This is a genomic window from Anaerostipes sp. (assembly GCF_018381315.1).
Classification (GTDB): domain Bacteria; phylum Bacillota; class Clostridia; order Lachnospirales; family Lachnospiraceae; genus Anaerostipes.
Window position 1 is genome coordinate 1 of the sequence record NZ_JAGZSD010000028.1, and the last position, 20,364, is coordinate 20,364.

The 20,364-nt window shown below is 44.7% G+C and carries 18 protein-coding genes; 15 read left to right on the top strand and 3 right to left on the bottom strand.

Annotated features, from left to right (window positions below):
- Positions 1–196: 196 nt before the first annotated feature.
- Both KH180_RS15490 and argH read right to left on the bottom strand, forming a co-directional pair.
- Positions 197–1,927 (bottom strand): hypothetical protein, encoded by a 1,731-nt coding sequence (locus KH180_RS15490; protein WP_290761937.1) that lies wholly within the window; start codon positions 1,925–1,927, stop codon positions 197–199.
- Complete coding sequence (gene argH / locus KH180_RS15495; RefSeq protein WP_290761940.1) at positions 1,928–3,307, bottom strand: argininosuccinate lyase; 1,380 nt, start codon at positions 3,305–3,307, stop codon at positions 1,928–1,930.
- Between the two features lie 154 nt (positions 3,308–3,461).
- Between argH and KH180_RS15500 the strand changes: the two genes are divergently transcribed.
- The 4 genes from KH180_RS15500 to KH180_RS15515 all read left to right on the top strand — a co-directional run bounded on the left by KH180_RS15500 (position 3,462) and on the right by KH180_RS15515 (position 7,652).
- Complete coding sequence (locus KH180_RS15500; protein ID WP_290761943.1) at positions 3,462–3,887, top strand: putative ABC transporter permease; 426 nt, start codon at positions 3,462–3,464, stop codon at positions 3,885–3,887.
- 179 nt (positions 3,888–4,066) lie between these two features.
- Positions 4,067–4,801 carry an ankyrin repeat domain-containing protein gene (locus KH180_RS15505; protein WP_290761946.1) on the top strand — a complete coding sequence of 245 codons (735 nt, stop codon included), beginning with the start codon at positions 4,067–4,069 and terminating at the stop codon, positions 4,799–4,801.
- A 23-nt stretch (positions 4,802–4,824) separates the two neighbouring features.
- Positions 4,825–6,945 (top strand): DNA topoisomerase III, encoded by a 2,121-nt coding sequence (locus KH180_RS15510; RefSeq protein ID WP_290761949.1) that lies wholly within the window; start codon positions 4,825–4,827, stop codon positions 6,943–6,945.
- A gap of 23 nt (positions 6,946–6,968) precedes the next feature.
- Positions 6,969–7,652 carry a SanA/YdcF family protein gene (locus KH180_RS15515; protein ID WP_290761952.1) on the top strand — a complete coding sequence of 228 codons (684 nt, stop codon included), beginning with the start codon at positions 6,969–6,971 and terminating at the stop codon, positions 7,650–7,652.
- 107 nt (positions 7,653–7,759) lie between these two features.
- Here KH180_RS15515 and KH180_RS15520 read toward each other — a convergent pair whose 3' ends face one another.
- Positions 7,760–8,977 carry an argininosuccinate synthase gene (locus tag KH180_RS15520; protein ID WP_290761955.1) on the bottom strand — a complete coding sequence of 406 codons (1,218 nt, stop codon included), beginning with the start codon at positions 8,975–8,977 and terminating at the stop codon, positions 7,760–7,762.
- A 283-nt stretch (positions 8,978–9,260) separates the two neighbouring features.
- On the opposite strand from KH180_RS15520, the gene argC reads away from it, so the two are divergent.
- The 11 genes from argC to KH180_RS15575 all read left to right on the top strand — a co-directional run bounded on the left by argC (position 9,261) and on the right by KH180_RS15575 (position 20,361).
- Positions 9,261–10,301, top strand: coding sequence for an N-acetyl-gamma-glutamyl-phosphate reductase (argC, locus tag KH180_RS15525; RefSeq protein WP_290761963.1), 1,041 nt, complete (start codon positions 9,261–9,263; stop codon positions 10,299–10,301).
- 22 nt (positions 10,302–10,323) lie between these two features.
- The gene (gene argJ, locus KH180_RS15530) at positions 10,324–11,550 is read left to right on the top strand and encodes a bifunctional ornithine acetyltransferase/N-acetylglutamate synthase (protein ID WP_290761966.1); all 1,227 of its coding nucleotides are present in this window, start codon (positions 10,324–10,326) and stop codon (positions 11,548–11,550) included.
- 11 nt (positions 11,551–11,561) lie between these two features.
- Positions 11,562–12,446 carry an acetylglutamate kinase gene (gene argB, locus KH180_RS15535; protein WP_290761969.1) on the top strand — a complete coding sequence of 295 codons (885 nt, stop codon included), beginning with the start codon at positions 11,562–11,564 and terminating at the stop codon, positions 12,444–12,446.
- A gap of 9 nt (positions 12,447–12,455) precedes the next feature.
- Positions 12,456–13,637, top strand: a complete 1,182-nt coding sequence (locus tag KH180_RS15540) for an aspartate aminotransferase family protein (RefSeq protein ID WP_290761972.1) — start codon at positions 12,456–12,458, stop codon at positions 13,635–13,637.
- A gap of 59 nt (positions 13,638–13,696) precedes the next feature.
- A complete protein-coding gene (locus tag KH180_RS15545) occupies positions 13,697–14,134 on the top strand; it encodes a DMT family transporter (protein WP_290761975.1) in 438 nt (145 codons plus the stop codon).
- A gap of 109 nt (positions 14,135–14,243) precedes the next feature.
- Positions 14,244–14,807 carry a helix-hairpin-helix domain-containing protein gene (locus KH180_RS15550; RefSeq protein WP_290761978.1) on the top strand — a complete coding sequence of 188 codons (564 nt, stop codon included), beginning with the start codon at positions 14,244–14,246 and terminating at the stop codon, positions 14,805–14,807.
- A gap of 14 nt (positions 14,808–14,821) precedes the next feature.
- Complete coding sequence (locus KH180_RS15555) at positions 14,822–15,508, top strand: response regulator transcription factor (RefSeq protein WP_290761981.1); 687 nt, start codon at positions 14,822–14,824, stop codon at positions 15,506–15,508.
- 28 nt (positions 15,509–15,536) lie between these two features.
- Positions 15,537–16,937: a sensor histidine kinase gene (locus tag KH180_RS15560; protein WP_442859932.1), complete on the top strand. Its 1,401-nt coding sequence runs from the start codon at positions 15,537–15,539 to the stop codon at positions 16,935–16,937.
- Between the two features lie 11 nt (positions 16,938–16,948).
- Entirely contained in the window at positions 16,949–17,470 is a 522-nt protein-coding gene (locus KH180_RS15565; RefSeq protein WP_290761987.1) for a GerMN domain-containing protein, read from the top strand.
- 6 nt (positions 17,471–17,476) lie between these two features.
- On the top strand, positions 17,477–19,747 hold the full coding sequence (locus KH180_RS15570; protein ID WP_290761989.1) for a DNA internalization-related competence protein ComEC/Rec2: 2,271 nt from the start codon (positions 17,477–17,479) through the stop codon (positions 19,745–19,747).
- Positions 19,744–20,361 carry a nucleotidyltransferase family protein gene (locus KH180_RS15575; protein ID WP_290761992.1) on the top strand — a complete coding sequence of 206 codons (618 nt, stop codon included), beginning with the start codon at positions 19,744–19,746 and terminating at the stop codon, positions 20,359–20,361. The genes KH180_RS15570 and KH180_RS15575 overlap by 4 nt, the downstream gene beginning before the upstream one ends.
- Positions 20,362–20,364: the final 3 nt, after the last annotated feature.

Below are 20,364 nucleotides of genomic sequence, written 5' to 3' on the forward strand. Positions count from 1 at the left end.
AAGAGATATTACATAAAAGTCAGGGCATATAAAACAGACTCCGCAGGGAAAAAGGTGTTTGGAAAATACAGCAAAATGATGAACTGGAGAGTTTGGTAACAAATCATAGAACGGCCATACAGATGAATACAAAGAGCCGGGGATTAAAATGCCCCGGCTCTTTATCGTTTATAAAATTCATGGAAAGAAAAAATTATTATTTAGATTTTTTAAAACGTTCCTGTATGGTTTTTTTAGCCTTTTTCAGCCAATAGAGCACAGAACTCTGCTTGGTGTACAGCAGTATCGCAGACAATATGAGAAGGCCAAGCGGAAGCAGGAATTTTAAAATGTTCAGAATATGATGAGTGGCAGTATTCCCTTTATAATTAAAAGTAAATTCGTCACCGGTAAGCTTACACTTATGAATAGAAGCAACGGATTCATTGCTTTCCATGAGGGCGGAAACCGGTTTGTCTGCTATATTTTGTGCCATCTCAATTTTTTTGTATGAGCCTGAGGCCACAGTGAACTCGGAAGAGGTATCTTTGCTGACAGAAGCAAATGTAAAGGTACCCTTAGCTTTTTTGTTATTCAGATGCAGCCTGAACTTGCTGGTATAATCTGATGTCTGTCCCTGAAAAAGTGAATTTTTGGACTCATAACTTGATGAGGAGCCCTTCCAGATTTTCTTTAAATCTGCATCACATTGTTTTACGCTGCCTTTCTGCACAAAAGAAAGACGGTGGTCATCTTCCTTATCCAGAGAAACATTTGAAATCGTACTTCCCATAAAGCTTTCTTTTAACTTAGCCAGTTCCCGTTTATTGCACAGAGATGAAAAAACAAAACTAAAACTTCTGCGGATATCATTTTTATCCTTATATACTTCTGTTATGTCGTATTTTCTCACAGGCTGGGCAAAGGAAGAAGAAAAATTTACTTTCTGTTTGGATATTTTTCCGTCGATAATCTTCTGTTCACCGCTGTCTGAAAAGGAGTCATTGGCAGTATAAGTGTAGGTCACAGGAACCTTGCCCGATTCATCCGCAAAATTTTTAAAATCCAGCGTCTCTTCAAAATCCAGCTGAAATTCAAAAGGACTGCCGTTTTTCGTGTCTACCCGGTAAGTACCTCTGGTATCTGAGGTATGAAGCACTTTTCGCGTCACAGCGCACAAATCAGAAAAATTGTCTTTGGTAAAAGAGATGACGAGAGTTTTTCCGTCCTTCTCATTTTTCCATTTTTTCTGATAGGAAGAGCCGGAAAAGTAGCTGCTGACAGCAGAAGAGTGTTTTTCTAATGTGTCTTTCGGCAGCCGGATGGAGATAATCCGTTTCAGCTTCATATCCGCCGTTTCGCTGGTCTTAATGTCAATAGAAGATACAGGCACATAACTCATCTCATTGATACTGATTTTGTCATCTGTCTCGTATTTTTTCCCCGCAAAGACAAACTCTGTATTCTTTAGATTCCAGAGATCGTCTACACTTTTATGGTCTGCATAACCTTTCTCATAAAGGGCTGTGTAAAGCCAGGACATCAAATCCTTTGTAGAAAAGTTTTCTGAGTACTGGACCCCTTTGGCAAAAGGAGAATCTGAATAGCTGTATTTAATTTCAGGTGCAAAATTCAGCATGGATTCTACCTTTTTTTTATAATCCTTTTTGGATGAATAATCCAGACGGAAGGTGTAGACTGTGTTGTTCTGATCTGAGGTTTGTTTGTAGACCAGAGCCTTCGGGCAGGCATCCCGGATGACCTTGTCCAAGTCCTTTTTGGAACCGGAGAAGTACCTGGACAGATCCGAAGAACTTACGGTACATGTCATAATCCGGTGGCCGGAAAAATCTTTATTTAATTCCATGCGGCTGTTAAGCTCAATGCCGCAGCCCCACAAAAAGACCAGGGACAGCAGCATTACAGACAGCAAACATCTTTTTTTCATTTAGATTTCCTTTAAATATGCTTCGTTTATTTCAATCACTTTTTTCATGGCAGCCTGCCCCGGTGCTCCGATTGTATTTCGTTTTTCCACACAGGTCTTCATGCTGATCGCCTCATAGATATCTTCGTCAAAGGCAGGGCTGATCTTTAAGTACTCTTCCAGGGGAAGGTCATCCAGGGAGATATTCTTTTCAATACACAGAAGAACCAGCTGTCCGACAATACCGTGTGCATCTCTGAACGGAACTCCGTGGTTTACCAGATAGTCAGCTGCATCAGTTGCATTGGTGAAGCCATTTTTTGCACTGTCTTCCATGCGGTCCTTGTTGAACGTCATAGTTTTCATCATGCCCGTAAACAAGCTTAAGCAGCCCTTTACAGTGTCAATGGCATCAAAGGTGTATTCCTTATCCTCCTGCATGTCCTTATTGTAGGCCAGAGGTATTCCCTTCATGGTTGTAAGAATGGAGGTCAGTGCAGCGTAAACCCGGCCGGTCTTTCCGCGCACCAGCTCTGCGATGTCAGGATTTTTTTTCTGAGGCATGATGCTGCTTCCGGTACTGAAACCATCATCGATGGAGACAAACTGATATTCGTTGGAATTCCACACAATGATCTCTTCACTGAATCGGCTCAAATGCATCATAATGGTAGAAAGAGCAGATAATAACTCTATGATATAATCCCGGTCAGAGACAGAATCCATACTGTTTAGAGTCGGACCGTAAAAATCCAAAAGATCTGCGGTCATTTTCCGGTCGAGAGGGTAGGTTGTCCCTGCCAGCGCTCCGGAGCCCAAAGGGCAGTAATTCATTCTCTCATATATATCTGTCAGACGGGAGTAGTCTCTCTTGAACATCTCCATGTAGGCACCCACATGGTGTGCCAGCGTGACAGGCTGAGCCTTCTGCAGGTGGGTAAAACCGGGCATAAATGTATCAAGATGGTCTTTCATGATCTGGTGGAGGGTTTCCATCAATTCCTTTAAAAGTTCCTTGACGGCAGAGATCTCATCTCTTGTATAGAGCTTCATATCTAAGGCCACCTGGTCATTGCGGCTTCTTCCGGTGTGAAGCTTTTTGCCTGCATCTCCGATGCGGTCAATCAGGTTTGCCTCCACAAAGCTGTGAATGTCTTCATATTCGCTGGTGATCTCAATGGTTCCGGACTCAATGTCTGAAAGGATGCCGTTTAAACCTTCAATAATCTGATCCTTTTCCTCCTCCGTGAGAACACCCGTGCTTGCCAGCATAGTGACATGTGCAATACTGCCCTCAATATCCTGACGGTAAAATTTTTGATCAAAACCGATGGAAGCGTTAAAATTGTAAACCAGCTGATCCGTTTCCTTGGTGAACCTGCCACCCCATAATTGTGCCATATGTATTTCCTCATTTCTTATTAATTTGTCTTTTGATAAATTCTAACCATAATATTTTACACTATAAATGCAATATTTACTATATTTTTTAAGCAAAAATCGCGTATAACCAAACCCGGCATCGCACACAATATTTAAAAAACGGGTGATGAGAATGGAACGAAGATTAAAAATAGAAAAGCATTTAGTTTTATTTGTTTTGGGCGGGATGGCATATTTCTTTACTGAAGTTTTAGTCAGGGGATATTCCCATTATACAATGTTCCTGTGCGGAGGCGCCTGTTTTTTGTGTATCGGGCTGCTGAATGAGAGTGTTAAGATCAAAATGAGCTTCTTAAGCCAGATGGTACTTTCGGCTTTTATCATCACAGGACTTGAACTGGTCACCGGCCTGATCGTGAATGTATGGCTTGGCTGGGAAATATGGGACTATTCAGAGCTTCCATACAATTTCAAGGGACAGATCTGCCTTTTATACTCGGTACTTTGGTTTTTTGCGTCCAGCGTAGCGATTGTTATGGATGATTTCCTCAGGTATAAGCTGTTTCATGAGGAAAAGCCTCATTATAAGATTTTGTAAATTGTTTTCTTCATGTTATAATAAAAAACATCGGGAATGCCTGCATTTTATGCCGGTTTCTCATGTCCGGGTCCGGTTGGGATTTAGATTTTTATAAGAAACTATAATAAAAATATAAGTATTTTCATAAGAATTAGCCAGAGAGGGTTCTATATAATGGAAACTGTGAGGTGATTCTTATGAAAAAAATACCAGCCGTACATAAAAGATTGGCAGCTGTTTTATTGTTTATCCTGATGGTAGGGTGCTTTTTGCTGGGTGTTCTGCACTCAGCCGGAAAACGGGCGGCAAAGAAATCTGAATATAAAGAAGGAACGGTCCAATATAACATCTTTTATAATAAAAAGAAAGAAATCAAACGAATGGTGAGCCAGGGGCTGGATCTCAATGATTCCAGCCAGCCGGCATCCGCTGCCCCGCTGATTATGGCGATAGACGCTCTTGACAGGGACCGCATGTACAGCATGGTGGCATTTCTCATAGAGCAGGGCGCAGAGGTGAACTCTGATTACCAGACAGACAGCGACATTGTTTTCCGCCGGAGAACTCCGCTTTATGAGGCCATCTCCTTTGGGGATACAAAACTGGTCCGGCAGCTTCTGAAGGCCGGAGCCAGTGCAGATTATCGGGATAAAGACGGGACAACTCCGCTGATGTTTGCATGTTTTATGGCCAATGGCAGTGTGAATCAAGATACAGTGGATAATGTCCGCACCCTTTTGTATGCAGGAGCCGATCCGTCCGCTGTCAACCAGGATGGGAAAACAGCAGAGGATTATTTTGAAACAGGACGCAGAAATATAGAAGCAGATATGAAAGACAGCCGGCTGACAGATGAGGAGAAGAAGCAGACCCGGCGGTACCTGGGGAAGATCCGGGTGCTGCTGGATGGTGCTGTCAGCAATCGGCGGTAAAAGTAAGAAATGAGGATAAGGAATTGAAAAAAAGATTAGTGATCGCAGAAAAGCCATCAGTGGCAAGGGATATTGCAAGGGTTTTGGGATGCAGGCAGAAAGGTTCTTCCTTTATGGAAGGTGAAAAGTATATTGTGACCTGGGCGCTGGGGCATTTGGTGACTCTGGCCGATCCGGAGCAGTATGGAAATCAGTACAAACAGTGGAGCATGGACACCCTTCCTATGATGCCCGAGCAGTGGAAGCTTGTGGTAATCGGCAAGACATCAAAACAGTATCAGGCTGTTAAAAAACTGATCTTCAGAAACGATGTGTCAGATATAATTATCGCTACGGATGCAGGACGGGAGGGGGAGCTGGTTGCCCGGTGGATTCTTAAGAAAGCAGGCAGTCAAAAACCTGTGCAGAGACTTTGGATTTCGTCAGTGACAGACAAAGCGATCCGGGAAGGTTTTGCACATTTAAAGCCCGGCAGAGAATATGAAAATCTCTATCATGCGGCAGTGGCAAGAGCAGAGGCGGACTGGCTGGTAGGAATCAACGCTACAAGAGCATTGACCTGTAAATATAATGCCCAGCTGTCCTGCGGAAGAGTCCAGACACCTACACTTGCCATGATTGCTAAACGGGAAGATGAAATCCGTACATTCCGGCCGAAAAAGTTTTATGGGATCAAAGCGGCTGCCCAGGGAATGACATTCACATGGAAGGACAAAAAGTCAGGAAGCGGGCAGAGCTTTGACAGGGAGAAAATAGAAAAGATAAAGAAAACGGTCCAGGACGCGCCGCTTCTGATCGGGAAGATTTCTAAAAAACCGAAGAAAACCTATGCTCCGTCACTTTATAACCTGACGGATCTGCAGACGGATGCAAATAAGAGATTTGGTTTTTCTGCTAAGCAGACACTTAATTTGATGCAGAGTTTATATGAGCACCATAAGGTTCTCACTTATCCGAGAACTGATTCCCGTTTTCTGAGCAGCGATATGGCCGATACGATAAAGGAACGGCTGAAAGCAGTGAGTGTGGGACCTTACAAGCAGTGGACAGCAAAACTTATGACAAAAAAGGTCAGTGGGTCAGCTTCATTTATCAATGACAGCAAAGTTACAGACCATCATGCCATTATCCCGACGGAGCAGCCTGTTTTTCTGACGGATATGAGTTTCGACGAACGAAAGATTTATGATCTGGTAGTAAAACGCTTCCTTGCCGTATTGTCACCGGCCTGCGAGTATGAGCAGACATTTCTTTCCGGGACCATTCAGGGGGAGACTTTTGAGGCAAAAGGTACTGTGATGGTAAAAGCCGGATGGAAGGATATTTACCAGGAAGAAGAGAGCACAGGAGAGGCCCTTCCTTCAGAAAAGCTGAAAACGCTGAGGGAAGGATCAAGGATCACAGTGGACTCCATAAAGATTACAGAAGGAACGACCAATCCTCCTGCCAGATACACAGAAGGAACTTTGATCGCAAAAATGGAGAAGCAGGGGCTTGGAACAGTGGCTACCCGTGCGGATATTATAGAGAAGCTGTTTTCCAGTTTTCTGCTTGAAAAGAACGGTAATGACGTGGTAATCACCGCCAAGGCAAAGCAGCTTTTGGAACTGGTTCCGGAAGATTTAAGAAAAGCAGAGCTTACGGCAGAGTGGGAGCGCAGGCTTACAGCTATCGCCGAGGGCCGGGAAGATGACAGGAAGTTTATGGGAGAGATCAGCGGATATACGAGGCAGATCATCGAAGAGATTAAGCATGCCGAGGGTACGTTCCGCCATGAAAACCTGACCCGCCATAAGTGTCCGGAGTGCGGAAAATTTATGCTGAAGGTAAAAGGAAAACATGGCACTTTTCTTGTATGCCAGGACCGGGAATGCGGTTTCAGAAAGACTCTGTCAAGGACCAGCAACGCCAGATGTCCTGTCTGCCACAAAAAAATGGAGATGGTAGGCGAAGGAGAAGGACAGAAATTTGTCTGTGTCTGCGGCCACAAAGAAAAGCTCAGCGCTTTTAAGGAGCGGAAGAAAAAAGAGGGTGCGGGCGTAAGCAAAAAGGAAGTCAGCCGCTATCTGAAAAAGCAGCAGAAAGAGGCAGAGCAGCCGATTAACAATGCGTTTGCCGATGCATTTGCTAAGCTGAAGCTGTAGTTTTTGCACAAAGGGGAGATAAGATGGGACAAAAGAAGAAACGGCGGAGTTTTTTGCTGAGATTATTTGTGATTCTTATAGCAGCAGGTTTCCTGACAGCAGGCGGGATTAACTTGTTCGTTGTAAAACGGGCTGAAAAGAGTATAGAGACGTGGACCCGTCTGACCGGTAATAAACAGAAAAAGGCGGATGCGGTGATTGTGCTGGGTGCAAAAGTAAGAAAAGACGGCAGGATGAGTCTGATGCTGAAAGAGCGGGTCGATATGGGGATTGCGGCTTATAAGCAGGGTCTTGCAGACCGGATCATTATGAGCGGGGATCACGGAACACAAGGGTATGATGAAGTCAGTACGATGAAAGCCTATGCAGTAGAACAGGGAGTGCCGTCCAAGTGTGTTTTTAAAGATCATGCTGGATTTTCTACTTATGAAACCATGTATCGGGCAAGAGATATTTTTCAGGCAAAAAATGTGATTGTAATCACGCAGAAATATCATCTGTACCGTGCGGTGTATGATGCCCAGGCGCTGGGACTTCAGGTGAAGGGAGCGGCCTGTGACAAGGCTGTCTATAAAGGCGACAAAGCCAGAAAGTTTAGGGAGGCCATCGCCAGGATCAAAGATTTTGGATATACGGTAGTGAAGCCTAAGCCCAAATTTCTGGGAAAGGCCATACCGGTAAACGGCAATGGAGATGTGACAGAATAGGAACGAAGCTGCCAAATATGATTTATGAAACAAGAAAAAATACCGGGACCGCAAAACAAAATGTTGATACGGTCCCGGTATTTTATGTAAATCTTACTTCCCGCAGATTAGTCTGCAAGTCCCTGGTCTTTTAAAGCTCTTACTTTCATTGACAGGCCGAACAGGCGGATAAAGCCTTCAGCATCGTGATGGTCATATAAATCTCCGGTTGTAAAGCTTGCAAGAGATTCACTGTAAAGAGTATGAGGAGAGGTTGTGCCGGCTTTGATGATGTTGCCTTTGTAAAGCTTAAACTTCACTTCCCCGGTTACATCCTTATCAACTGTCTCAATGAAAGACTGTAATCCTTCTCTTAATGGACAGAACCATTTGCCTTCATAGACAAGATCGGCAAATTTGCCTGCTACGATCTTTTTGAAAGCCATGGTATCACGGTCTAATACCAGTTCTTCTAACTGCTGGTGTGCTTCCAGCAGGATGGTTCCTCCCGGAGTCTCATAAACACCGCGGGATTTCATGCCTACAACCCGGTTTTCTACAATATCAACGATGCCGATACCGTGTTTTCCGCCCAGTTCATTTAACTTGCGGATAATATCAGAAGCTTTCATTTTTTCACCGTTGACAGCAACTGGAGCTCCGGATTCAAATGCAATAGTAACATACTCTCCCTCTTCCGGAGCCTGCTCCGGTGAGTTCCCTAATACTAAGAGGTGATTATAATCAGGTTCTACAGCAGGATCTTCTAATTCCAGACCTTCATGGCTGATGTGCCATAAGTTGCGGTCACGGCTGTAGCTGTTTTCTGCAGAAAACGGAAGATCAATGCCGTGGTCTTTGCAGTACTGGATCTCGTCTTCTCTGGAATCCATCTTCCATGTGTCCAGCTCACGCCATGGGGCGATGATCTTGATATCAGGAGCTAATGCCATAATGGATAATTCAAAACGGATCTGATCATTTCCTTTTCCTGTAGCACCGTGGCAGATTGCGACAGCACCTTCTTTTCTTGCGATTTCCACAAGTTTTTTTGCGATGACCGGACGGGCAAATGAAGTACCGAGCAAATATTTATTTTCATAAACTGCATCGGCTTTCACAGTCGGAATCACATAGTCATCCACAAACTCATCCACAACATCTTCAATATATAATTTTGTGGCTCCGGAAAGTTTTGCACGTTCTTCCAGGCCGTCTAATTCATTACCCTGTCCCACATCGACACAGCAGCAGATAACTTCATAATCATAATTTTCTTTTAACCAAGGGATAATCGCGGTGGTATCCAGTCCGCCGGAGTATGCCAATACAACTTTTTCTTTCATTTTTGTTCCTCCTCATATAGTTCGTACCATCAGATTTCCATCTGTGTTCTATTCAATAATATACGGGATAACAAGAGAAGATGCAAGGACTTTTTCAAAATAAAGTGCATAAAATTTCAAAATAAATGAATATATGCATGAATAAATGTATAAATATACATTGTGCCGTTCCGCTTAAAAGAATTAAAAACTCAGATTTATCAATAAAAAAGGTGTTGCATATTACATAACAGAGATGTATAATTATAAACAATTCGTAAATGCAGGAAAAGAGGAGAATATTATGATAAAAGCAGGAATTATAGGATCTACGGGCTATGCAGGGCAGGAACTGGTCCGTCTGCTGATGCAGCATAAGGATGCAGAGATTGTCTGGTATGGTTCCAGAAGTTACATAGATCAGAAGTATTATGATGTCTTCCATAACATGTTCGAAATCGTGGATGCCGAGTGTATGGATGATAATATGGAGGAACTGGCAGAGAGAGCAGATGTGATCTTTACAGCAACGCCACAGGGACTGTGCAGCTCTCTTGTATCAGAAGAAGTTTTATCCAAAACTAAGATCATAGATTTAAGTGCTGACTTCAGAATCAAAGATGCGGACCGCTACGAAGAGTGGTATGGGATCAAACATCCCAGCAGAGAGTTCATCAAGGAAGCGGTTTACGGCCTGTGCGAGATCAACAGAGAAGAGGTAAAGAAGGCAAGGCTCATCGCCAATCCGGGATGTTATCCGACCTGTTCGATTCTTTCTATATATCCATTGGCAAAAGAAGGACTGATTGATATGAATACGGTCATTATTGATGCAAAATCCGGAACTTCAGGGGCGGGAAGAGGTGCCAAGGTAAATAATCTGTACTGTGAAGTGAATGAGAATATCAAAGCCTACGGGGTAGCTTCCCACAGGCATACGCCGGAGATTGAAGATCAGCTTGGCTATGCATCCGGACGACCGGTAGTACTTAATTTTACTCCACATCTGGTTCCGATGAACCGCGGGATTTTGGTGACAGCTTACGCTTCTTTAAAGGAAGATGTTACATATGAGCAGGTAAAGGAAATCTATGATTCTTATTATAAGGAAGAAAAGTTTGTGAGAGTGCTTCCGGAAAATGTGTGCCCGGAAACCAGATGGGTGGAAGGAAGCAACTATGTGGATGTGAATTTTAAGATTGATCAGAGGACCGGGCGCATTATCATGATGGGTGCCATGGACAATCTGGTAAAAGGGGCAGCCGGCCAGGCAGTGCAGAATATGAATCTGATGTTTGGGCTTGCTGAGACAGAGGGACTTGAATTGGTTCCGATGTTTCCTTAAGAACAGCAAAAAGGAGGAGACAATGAAGATATTGGACGGAGGGGTGACAGCCCCAAAAGGATTTTTGGCAGCAGGGCTCAGGGCCGGGGTGAAGCCTGGAAAGACAAATAAAGATATGGCTTTGATCCTGAGTGAAGTGCCGGCGGCGGCAGCTGGAACATTTACAAGGAATATTGTAAAGGCAGCACCGGTACTGTGGGGACAGAAACTGGTCAATGAGCAGGAAGCAGTCCGGGCAGTGGTGGTAAATACAGGGATTGCCAATGCCTGTACCGGTGAAAAAGGGTATGAAAATACCGTAAAAACTGCAGAGATTGCAGCAGAAGGGCTTGGTATATCAAAGGAAGAAGTTCTGGTAGGATCTACCGGAGTTATTGGACAGCAGCTGCCTATGGATGTGATTGAGGCAGGAGTAAAGCTTTTAATTCCTGAACTTAAGCACGACCGTCAGAGCAGCAAAGATGCAGCAGAGGCAATCCTCACTACGGATACCAAGATCAAAGAGGCCGCAGTCAGTGTGGAACTTTCCGGGACAGAGGTGACTGTGGGCGGTATCTGCAAAGGTTCCGGGATGATTCATCCGAACATGGGAACCATGCTTGGATTCATTGCCACAGACGTATCCATTGACAGGAATCTGCTCCTGGAACTTCAGAGAGAGCTGATTGAGGATACGTTCAACATGATTTCTGTGGACGGAGATACTTCCACCAATGACACGGTGTTTGTCCTGGCAAACGGTATGGCAGGGAATCCGAAGATTACAGAAAAGAATGAAGATTACCACATATTCAAAGAAGCTCTTTTGTATGTAAACCGTGAGCTGGCAAAGAAAATAGCAGGAGACGGAGAAGGCTGCACCAAGCTGTTTGAAGTACAGGTGCATCATGCACCGGACAAAGACTGTGCAAAAACATTGAGCAAGTCCGTTGTCACTTCAAGCCTTACAAAAGCGGCAATTTACGGCAAAGATGCCAACTGGGGAAGGATTTTGTGTGCCATGGGTTATTCCGGCGAATCCTTTGATCCTCTCAAAGTAGACATTTCATTTGAAAGCAAGAAAGGAAGGCTTGCTATCGTAAAAGATGGAGTTGCTACAGATTATTCAGAAGAAAGGGCCACCGAGATTTTATCGGAAGATGAGGTGACGGCTGTCATAGATATCCATAATGGAGAAGAACAGGCAACTGCGTGGGGATGCGACCTGACCCATGAATATGTATCTATCAATGCAGATTATAGAAGTTAAGGAGAGGAAATATGGACGAGAAATTTTTAGAAGATGAATCACTGAAGGCGGAGATTTTAATTGAGGCCCTGCCGTATATCCGTTATTTCAGCGGAAAATATGTGGTGGTTAAATACGGCGGAAGCGCCATGCTGGATTCAGACCTGCAGAAAAATGTAATAAGAGACGTGGCACTTTTGAAATTGATCGGTATGAAGCCGATCATCGTCCACGGCGGAGGAAAAGAGATCAGCAAGTGGGTGAAGCTTTCCGGCAAAGAACCGGAGTTTTACAATGGTCTGCGTGTTACAGACAAAGAGACCATGGAGATTGCTGAGATGGTGCTGTTTAAAGTGAACCAGGAACTGGTTGCCATGATGGCGCAGCAGGGAATTAAGGCTGTTGGACTTTCCGGAAAAGATGCGGAAATGATGAAAGTAGAAAAGAAAGAAATCCCCGGAAAAGATCTTGGATTTGTGGGAAATGTAAAAGAAGTGAACACCGATCTTCTGGAAGCACTGATTGAGGACGATTTTGTGCCGGTTATCTCGCCGATCGGACTTGGAGAAGAGTATGCCGGTTACAATATTAACGCAGATGACACTGCCTGCGCGATTGCTTCTGCCTTAAACGCAGAAAAGCTGGTTTTCCTCACTGATATTGAGGGAGTTTTCATCGATCCGGAGGATAAGAGTACTCTGATCTCTGAGATGGACCTGGCTCAGGCACATGAGTTTGTAGACAAAGGCGTTGTAGGCGGAGGAATGCTTCCGAAGCTTAAAAACTGTATTGAAGCGATCGAGAACGGTGTTGCAAGAGTCCATATTCTGGACGGACGTCTGGACCACTGCCTTCTGCTTGAGTTCTTGACGCAAAAAGGTATCGGAACAGCGATTCTGAAAGATCCGATTTTTTAGGGGGAAATTATGAATCATTTTATAGAAGAAGGCGAAGCATACATATTAAAAACTTACAACCGTTTCCCTGTAGTTTTAGACCGGGGCGAAGGAGTCTGTCTGTACGATACGGACGGAAAAGAATATCTGGATTTTGGAGCAGGGATAGCAGTCTTTGCCCTCGGGTACGGAAATAAACCATACAATGATGCTCTTAAGTCTCAGGTGGATAAACTGATCCATACATCAAACCTGTATTATAATGTTCCGGCCATCGAGGCAGCAGAAAAAATCGTAAAAGCCTCCGGGATGAAAAAAGTATTTTTTACCAACAGCGGAACAGAAGCCATTGAAGGGGCCCTAAAAGTAGCCAGAAAATATGGCTATCAGAAGGACCCGGATAAGGAATATGAATTTATCGCCATGGACCAGTCTTTTCACGGAAGAAGCCAGGGGGCATTGTCTGTAACGGGAAACGCCAAATATCAGGAAGGGTTTGTGCCCAAGGAGTTCCGGGCGGTGTTTGCTGAATTTAATAACCTTGAAGATGTGGCGTCAAAGGTGACCGGCAGAACCTGCGGCATTATATGTGAGGTGATTCAGGGAGAGGGCGGCATTTATCCTGCAGATCCTGAATTTTTAAAAGGACTCAGAAAACTGTGCGATGAAAAAGATCTTTTGCTGATCTTTGACGAGATTCAGTGCGGAATGGGACGCAGCGGTTCTATGTTCGCCCATGATCTCTATGGGGTAAAACCTGATGTGCTGACACTCGCAAAAGCCCTGGGATGCGGAATTCCGGTAGGGGCATTTGTGGTGGGAGAAAAGGCGGACGGCATTCTTGTGCCGGGAGACCATGGAACTACTTATGGAGGGAATCCTCTGGCAGGTGCCGCGGTCAACGCTGTCTTTGAGCAGTTTGAAGCTCTTGATCTGATTACGCACGTACAGGAAATCGGGAGTTACTTATGGGAAACACTGGAGAGTTTAAAAGAAGAATTTGATTTTATCACAGCCCACCGGGGTGTGGGACTCATGCAGGGGCTGGAATTTTCAGAGGAAAAACCAGTGGGAGAAATCGTGAAAAAAGCCCTTTCAAACGGATTGATTCTTATTTCAGCGGGAAATAATGTTTTAAGGTTTGTTCCGCCGCTTGTAATTGAAAAAGACCATGTAGATCTGATGGCAGAAAAGCTCAGGGCATCCTTTTAAATGAATAATCAAAAACCTCCAAGGATAAACTATGGGTAACAAATCTTTGGAGGTTTTTTATGATTGGATTTATAATAGCGTTAGTATCAGGGGCTCTGATGAGTATTCAGGGTGTATTTAACACAGAAGTTTCAAAACAGACCGGGCTTTGGACAGCCAGTTCCTTTGTACAATTTACGGGACTGCTTACCTGTCTTGCCGTCTGGCTTTTTGCAGAGAGAGACCAGAGCTTTTTAAGCCTTATGAAGGTGTCGCCGAAATATGTGCTTTTAGGAGGTATCATGGGGGCCGGCATTACCTTTACGGTTATTAAAAGCATTGGTTTGCTCGGACCGGCAAAATCTGCCATGCTGATAGTGGCTGCACAGCTGATCGTGTCATATCTCATTGAGGTTTTTGGGCTGTTTGGCGTCGAAAAAACGGGATTTCAGTGGATGAAGCTTTTAGGTGTTGTTTTGTTTGTAGCCGGGATCCTTCTTTTTAAATGGAAATCATGAAGCTGTTCCAAAAGATGCCCTTGTAAAAATGAGGTAGATTAGTTACAATAGCAATAGAGATTTTACACTTGGATAGATGGCGCTTTGTACAGTTAAGGAGGTTCCTGAATTGTTCAAAGCAAAATGTTTATGTATAGCCGCCGCTTTGTTTTTTGCAGCCTGTACGGCAGGGTGCACAGAGAAGTCCGGACTGCAGGCAGAAAAAGGATCAGAAGTCCAAAGAACTGCCGAGGCGCAGAGGGAGGATAAGATCTGTGTCTATGTCTGTGGCAGTGTCAAAAAGCCGGGGGTTTATGAAGTCACAAAAGATGCAAGGATTATTTCTGCTGTAGCTTCGGCAGGCGGATTTACAAAGAATGCTTCCAGGGAAGCGGTCAATCAGGCAGAACCTGTGAAGGACGGGCAGCAGATCTATGTTCCCTCAAAGAAGGAAGCAGAAAAGAAGCAGAATGTATCATCAGAAAATGGCTCTTCCCTGGATGGCAGGATAAATCTGAATACAGCATCCAAGGAAGAGCTGATGACGCTTTCAGGTATAGGAGAAGCTAAGGCTTCCGATATTATTTCCTATAGGGAAGAGAACGGAAGCTTTCAGAAACCGGAAGATATTATGAAGATCCGGGGAATCAAACAAGGGATCTACAGTAAGATCAAGGACATGATAACAGTTTAGTTTGAGGTGAAAATATGAAAAAGGTACTGGTTGTTGATGACGAAAAATTGATAGTAAAAGGGATCAAGTTCAGCCTTGAGCAGGATGAGATGGAGGTCGACTGCGCCTATGACGGAGAGGAAGCTCTGGAGCTTGCGAAAGAGAACCAATATGATATCATCCTTCTGGATGTTATGCTCCCGAAACTCACCGGATATGAAGTGTGCCAGGCGATCAGGGAATTTTCAACCGTACCGATTATCATGCTGACAGCCAAGGGTGATGACATGGATAAGATTCTGGGACTGGAGTACGGGGCCGATGATTATGTGACCAAACCGTTTAATATTCTGGAGGTCAAAGCAAGGATCAAAGCCATTCTGCGAAGAAGCATCAGCCATGCAGCTCCTGCAGAGACACCGAGAGTGATTGAAAGCCGCGGCTTAAAGATCGACTGTGACAGCAGAAGGGTTCACATCAACGGAAAAGAAGTCAATCTGACAGCTAAAGAATTTGACCTGCTGGAACTGCTTGTATTCCATCCGAATAAAGTATACAGCAGAGAAGACCTGCTGAACACCGTATGGGGTTATGACTATCCGGGTGATGCAAGAACTGTGGATGTCCACATAAGGCGTCTGCGTGAAAAGATTGAAGTGAATCCGGGAGTTCCAGACTATGTACATACAAAATGGGGGGTAGGTTATTATTTCCAGGCATAAGAAGGACAGATTTTCCTACCTGAAAAGCATGCAGTTCCTCATTTTTATTTCGGTGCTGGTAATCACAGTATTTGTGGTCATTTTGTTCAGCAAGCTTTTGAATGATTCATACAGCAAAAAGGCAGAACAGCAGAAGATTGACGGAGTTGTCAGCCAGTGCCAGTGGCTGGCAGGCCAGGTGGTTGGAGTGGATTTTCTCATTGATGACAGCTCCAACTCTATTTCTAATCAGACCAACGAACTGGCAGCAGGCCTGCACGGGCGGATTATTGTCATAAAGAGCAACTATAAGATAGTAAAAGATACAATGACAGATTATCAGGATAAGTTCTATATCTCTGGTGAGCTGTTAAAAATAATGAACGGAAACAAGAAACGGATTGTGTCCGAGTCGGGCAGAAACGTGGAGATCATGATACCGATCATGAATAAGGGAAGCCGTAAGAAGAAAGTGCTGGGAAGCGTCATTGCAACGATTCCGAAGAGTGATATTGTAGCGGTTTCCAATGAGATGAAGCAGCAGAGAAATATGCTCGTAGTGGCATTTATCATCTGCGGGATGTCTGCCGGGGCCCTTTTAAGCTATTGGCTGACCAAAGATTACAGAAAGATCCAGAAGGATCTGGATTTTATCGCTTCCGGGCATGAAGATGAGGCCATCAGCGTGGTGGGATGTACAGAAGTGAAAAATATGGTCAGCAGTGTCAACGAAATCCTTGCCAAGGCTCAGGTCCTTGAAAATTCACGGCAGGAGTTTGTATCCAACGTGTCCCATGAGCTGAAGACGCCGATGACCTCTATGAAGGTGCTGGCTGATTCTCTTCTGCAGCAGGGCGAGAATGTTCCGGCAGAACTTTACCGCGAATTCATGAACGATATCGTAGCTGAGATTGACCGGGAGAATGTCATTATCTCTGATCTGCTTTCTCTGGTTAAATTAGATAAGAAAGCAGCCAAACTGGAGATTTCCGGCGTGAATATCAATGAACTGCTGGAGATGATCATGAAACGGCTTAAGCCGATTGCAGGACAGAGAAACATTGAGCTGATTCTGGAGTCTTTCCGTCCGGTTACTGCAGAGATTGATGAGGTGAAACTCAGTCTGGCACTGTCCAATCTGATTGAAAATGCAATCAAGTATAACCAGGACAATGGATGGGTGCGTGTATCGCTGAATGCCGACCATAAGTATTTTTATGTGAAGGTTGCAGATTCCGGGGTAGGTATACCGGAAGACTGCCAGGGACAGGTGTTTGAGCGTTTCTACAGAGTTGATAAGGCCAGGTCCAGAGAGACCGGAGGAACGGGACTCGGACTTGCCATTACAAAAAATGCAGTCCTTGTTCACAACGGCGAAATTAAGTTATACAGCAAAGAGGGAGAAGGCACCACATTTACGGTGAGAATTCCTCTGAAGTATCAGGCATAAGGAGGGATACAGTGATAAAAAAACGAACGATTTCTGTGTGTACCCTTTTTGTGCTTGCCTGTGTGCTGCTTTTATGTGCCGGCTGTTCCAAGGAGGAACAGGACGGCACAGAGAGCAAAGACGGAACAGGCATCTATTACACAAACAAGAGCTGTACAAAGCTGATCAAAAAAGATAAAAAGATCAATACTGATATGAACAGTCAGCTGGGGGCAGAGGAGCTTTTGGCACAGATGGAGAAGGTCGAAAAAAGCAGTGAGTATAAAACTGCCATACCGGACAATATTGTCATCAGCAATGTAACAGTTTCCAATAATATTGCATATGTAGATTTTTCTATAGGATATAAGAAGATTGAGCCGAATGAAGATGTCATCTGCAAGGCTGCTATCGTCTATACACTGACACAGCTTAAAGGCGTAGGCTATGTGGAGTTCACTGTCTCCGGCCGCCCGATTATAGATACAGACGGGAAATTGATCGGTGCACTGAACCGTGACAGCTTTCTGTTCGGGGAACTTCCGATGGAGTAAAATTAAATGAATCGTAGACCATTTCTTGCGGTATTTGCAGGCTGTTGGCTTGGAGAATTCACAGCATGTAATAACGTCTGGATGGTTTTTGCAGCGCTTCTCTTTCCGGGGATACTTGTGCTCTTTTTCAGGTACAGGGCCACGGTTGGAAGAAGCGCTGTTTTATTTGTTTTGACAGGCTTTCTTTTAGGCGGGCCTGCGTTTGCCTGCCAGGATCAAAGAATCAAGGGACAGGAAGCAGCTTTGGAAGGCGGGCAGCAGTTAAAAGCTGCCGGTACTGTTGAGTGGAAAGGAAAAACAAAGACAAAAGAGTACCTTTTGGTCTCCCACGTGTTTCTGCCCGATCAGAAGCTTTATCTGGACGGGGATATAATGGTATATGACAATGATTTTGACGGGACAGTGCCCGGGAATAAGATTCTTTTGTCAGGAAAGCTTTCAGCATATGAGAAGCCCACAAATCTGGGAGAGAATGACATGAGGGTTTATTACCTTTCCAGAAATATTGAGTTTTCTATGTTTCCGGAAGATTTAAAGATCACGGACAGGCAGAAAAACATATGGAAAAATGCACTGCTGTCTGCCAGGAACCAACTTGCAGATAATCTTTCTTCACAATACAGTGCGGACATTCTTTCGATTTTTCAGGCGATGATCCTGGGAGACAAGACAGGGATTTCAGACGACACAAAAGATGCGTTTACGCAGAGCGGTATTGTACATATTCTGGCCATCTCCGGCCTGCATATCTCACTGGCCGGCAGGGGGATATACCGTAGATTGAGGAAAGCCGGTACTCCCTTTTATATTTCAGGAGCATTGGGACTTCTCTTTGCCTTTTCTTACTGCGTTATGACCGGGATGTCGGGATCTCCAAAAAGGGCACTTTTAATGTTTCTGATCTTTCTCACGGCTCAGGCTCTGGGCCGTTCCTATGACCTGCTTTCTTCCGGAGGCGCTGCGGGTATTTTTCTGCTGTTAGAGTGTCCGTTCAGATGCGCAGACGCAGCATTTTTAATGTCCATGAGTGCGGTCATCTCGGCAGGTCTCTATGGAGAGATCTTCAGGGGAGAAAAAAAGAAAACAAACTGGGAAAAACAGAAAAGCCGTCTGGTTTTTTGCTGTGTGATCCAGGTCATCATGATGCCGGTTCTTTTATATTTCCAGTATGAATGTTATCCTTATTCTTTTCTGTTTAATTTCTTTATACTGCCTTTGGCAGCAGCGGGATTTACAGCTGGTTTTTTCAGCGCTTTTCTGCCGATTGTATTATTTTCTGCCCCGGCCTCCGGTTTGTTCTCCCTGATTCTTTTTGTTACACGGCTGGCTGAACATGTTCCGTTTGGAAGCGTTGTTTTTGGAAAACCGTCTTTTTTATGGATTCTTGTGTTTTATCTGGAACTTTTTTTCGTTTCACAGGGGATTAAGAAGAAGCCTCTCCGGAGATATGCAGGTCTTCTGGCAGGGGCCTGCTTTCTGGTTCTTGGTTTGGCTAAGGAGGCTGACAAGATTTCTTTTCTGGATGTCGGCCAGGGAGACTGTATCGCCGTGTCTGTGAATCGAAAAGATATGATTCTTGTGGATGGAGGAAGTTCCTCAAAGAAGAATGTGGGAAGGTATATCATAGCTCCGTATATAAAATCCCAGGGATATCAAAAGATCAGTGCCGCTGTGATTACTCACTTAGATTCCGATCACTATTCAGGGATACAGGAGCTTTTGTCAGCAGGAATGATCAAACGGCTTTATCTGCCGGATGTGACAAAGGATCAGGCGTATAAAGCCATAGAGAAAGAAGCTCAAAAGAACCATGTGCCGGTAGGTTATCTGTCCCGGGGAAGTAAATTTTCGGGCCGGGACTGGTCTATGGAGTGTCTGCATCCAGATCCTGATGAAAAGCTGGAGAAAAATGCAGCTTCTCTGGTCTTCCGCCTGGAAGTGCGCCGGTTCTCTGTTCTTTTGACCGGCGATCTGGAAAAGGAAGGAGAGGAGCTGCTGGTACAGAAAGGATTGGAGACTGCGGATGTCCTAAAGGCAGGCCATCACGGTTCTAAAAACGGAACCAGAGAGCCTCTGCTTGACCAGCTTAAGCCGGGGATCGCTGTGATTTCTGCAGGCAGAAATAATCGGTACGGACATCCGCACCAGGAGACCGTAAAGCGCCTGAAGGATTCTAACTGTATGATCCATGAAACCTCCAAAGAAGGGATGCTGTGGTTTTCTATGGAAAGAAAGCGGTGGTATTTGCACTCTAAAATTGATATAATAAAAAAATGAATAAAAAGAAGAAAATAGCAGGCATTGTCCCATGCGCAGGACTTTCCCGCAGGATGGGAGCATTTAAGCCGCTGCTTCCGTTCGGAGACAGCACCATCATCAGGGCAGTGGTTTCAGGTCTTTTGAATGCGGGAGTCTGCAAGGTTTTTGTAGTAGTGGGATGCCGAAGCAGGGAAATAGAAGAAGAACTGCTTTGCCTTGACAGAGTGGAGTTTGTATATAATCCGAATTTTGAGCACGGCGACATGATGCAGTCTGTGCAGCTTGGCCTGGCACAGGCGCTGTCTTTTGACGGGGCAGTGGTGGTGCCGGGGGATATGCCTATGATTTCCGGGAGGACATATGAGACACTTTTTATGTGGTTTGAGGCCGCTTTGCCTACTGTTGTAATCCCTGTCAAGGAAGGGCGGAGAATTCATCCTCCGGTGATCTCCCGCGAGTGTTTTCCATACCTTTTAAAGTTCAGGGGAAACGGAGGGCTCAGACGTGCTCTTCTGCATTTTTCGGAATCTACAGTTTTGGTGACAGTGGAGGATGATCCGGGATGTATGCTGGACACAGACACACCCCAGGATTATGTACGGCTGATGGAATATTACGGTAGAGTGAGGTAAAGA

Coding starts and splice junctions, on each gene's coding strand:
- KH180_RS15490 (WP_290761937.1), bottom strand. CDS start 1,927: ATGAAAAAAAGATGTTTGCTGTCTGTAATGCTGCTGTCCCTGGTCTTT.
- argH (WP_290761940.1), bottom strand. CDS start 3,307: ATGGCACAATTATGGGGTGGCAGGTTCACCAAGGAAACGGATCAGCTG.
- KH180_RS15500 (WP_290761943.1), top strand. CDS start 3,462: ATGGAACGAAGATTAAAAATAGAAAAGCATTTAGTTTTATTTGTTTTG.
- KH180_RS15505 (WP_290761946.1), top strand. CDS start 4,067: ATGAAAAAAATACCAGCCGTACATAAAAGATTGGCAGCTGTTTTATTG.
- KH180_RS15515 (WP_290761952.1), top strand. CDS start 6,969: ATGGGACAAAAGAAGAAACGGCGGAGTTTTTTGCTGAGATTATTTGTG.
- KH180_RS15520 (WP_290761955.1), bottom strand. CDS start 8,977: ATGAAAGAAAAAGTTGTATTGGCATACTCCGGCGGACTGGATACCACC.
- argC (WP_290761963.1), top strand. CDS start 9,261: ATGATAAAAGCAGGAATTATAGGATCTACGGGCTATGCAGGGCAGGAA.
- argJ (WP_290761966.1), top strand. CDS start 10,324: ATGAAGATATTGGACGGAGGGGTGACAGCCCCAAAAGGATTTTTGGCA.
- argB (WP_290761969.1), top strand. CDS start 11,562: ATGGACGAGAAATTTTTAGAAGATGAATCACTGAAGGCGGAGATTTTA.
- KH180_RS15540 (WP_290761972.1), top strand. CDS start 12,456: ATGAATCATTTTATAGAAGAAGGCGAAGCATACATATTAAAAACTTAC.
- KH180_RS15545 (WP_290761975.1), top strand. CDS start 13,697: ATGATTGGATTTATAATAGCGTTAGTATCAGGGGCTCTGATGAGTATT.
- KH180_RS15555 (WP_290761981.1), top strand. CDS start 14,822: ATGAAAAAGGTACTGGTTGTTGATGACGAAAAATTGATAGTAAAAGGG.
- KH180_RS15560 (WP_442859932.1), top strand. CDS start 15,537: ATGCAGTTCCTCATTTTTATTTCGGTGCTGGTAATCACAGTATTTGTG.
- KH180_RS15570 (WP_290761989.1), top strand. CDS start 17,477: ATGAATCGTAGACCATTTCTTGCGGTATTTGCAGGCTGTTGGCTTGGA.
- KH180_RS15575 (WP_290761992.1), top strand. CDS start 19,744: ATGAATAAAAAGAAGAAAATAGCAGGCATTGTCCCATGCGCAGGACTT.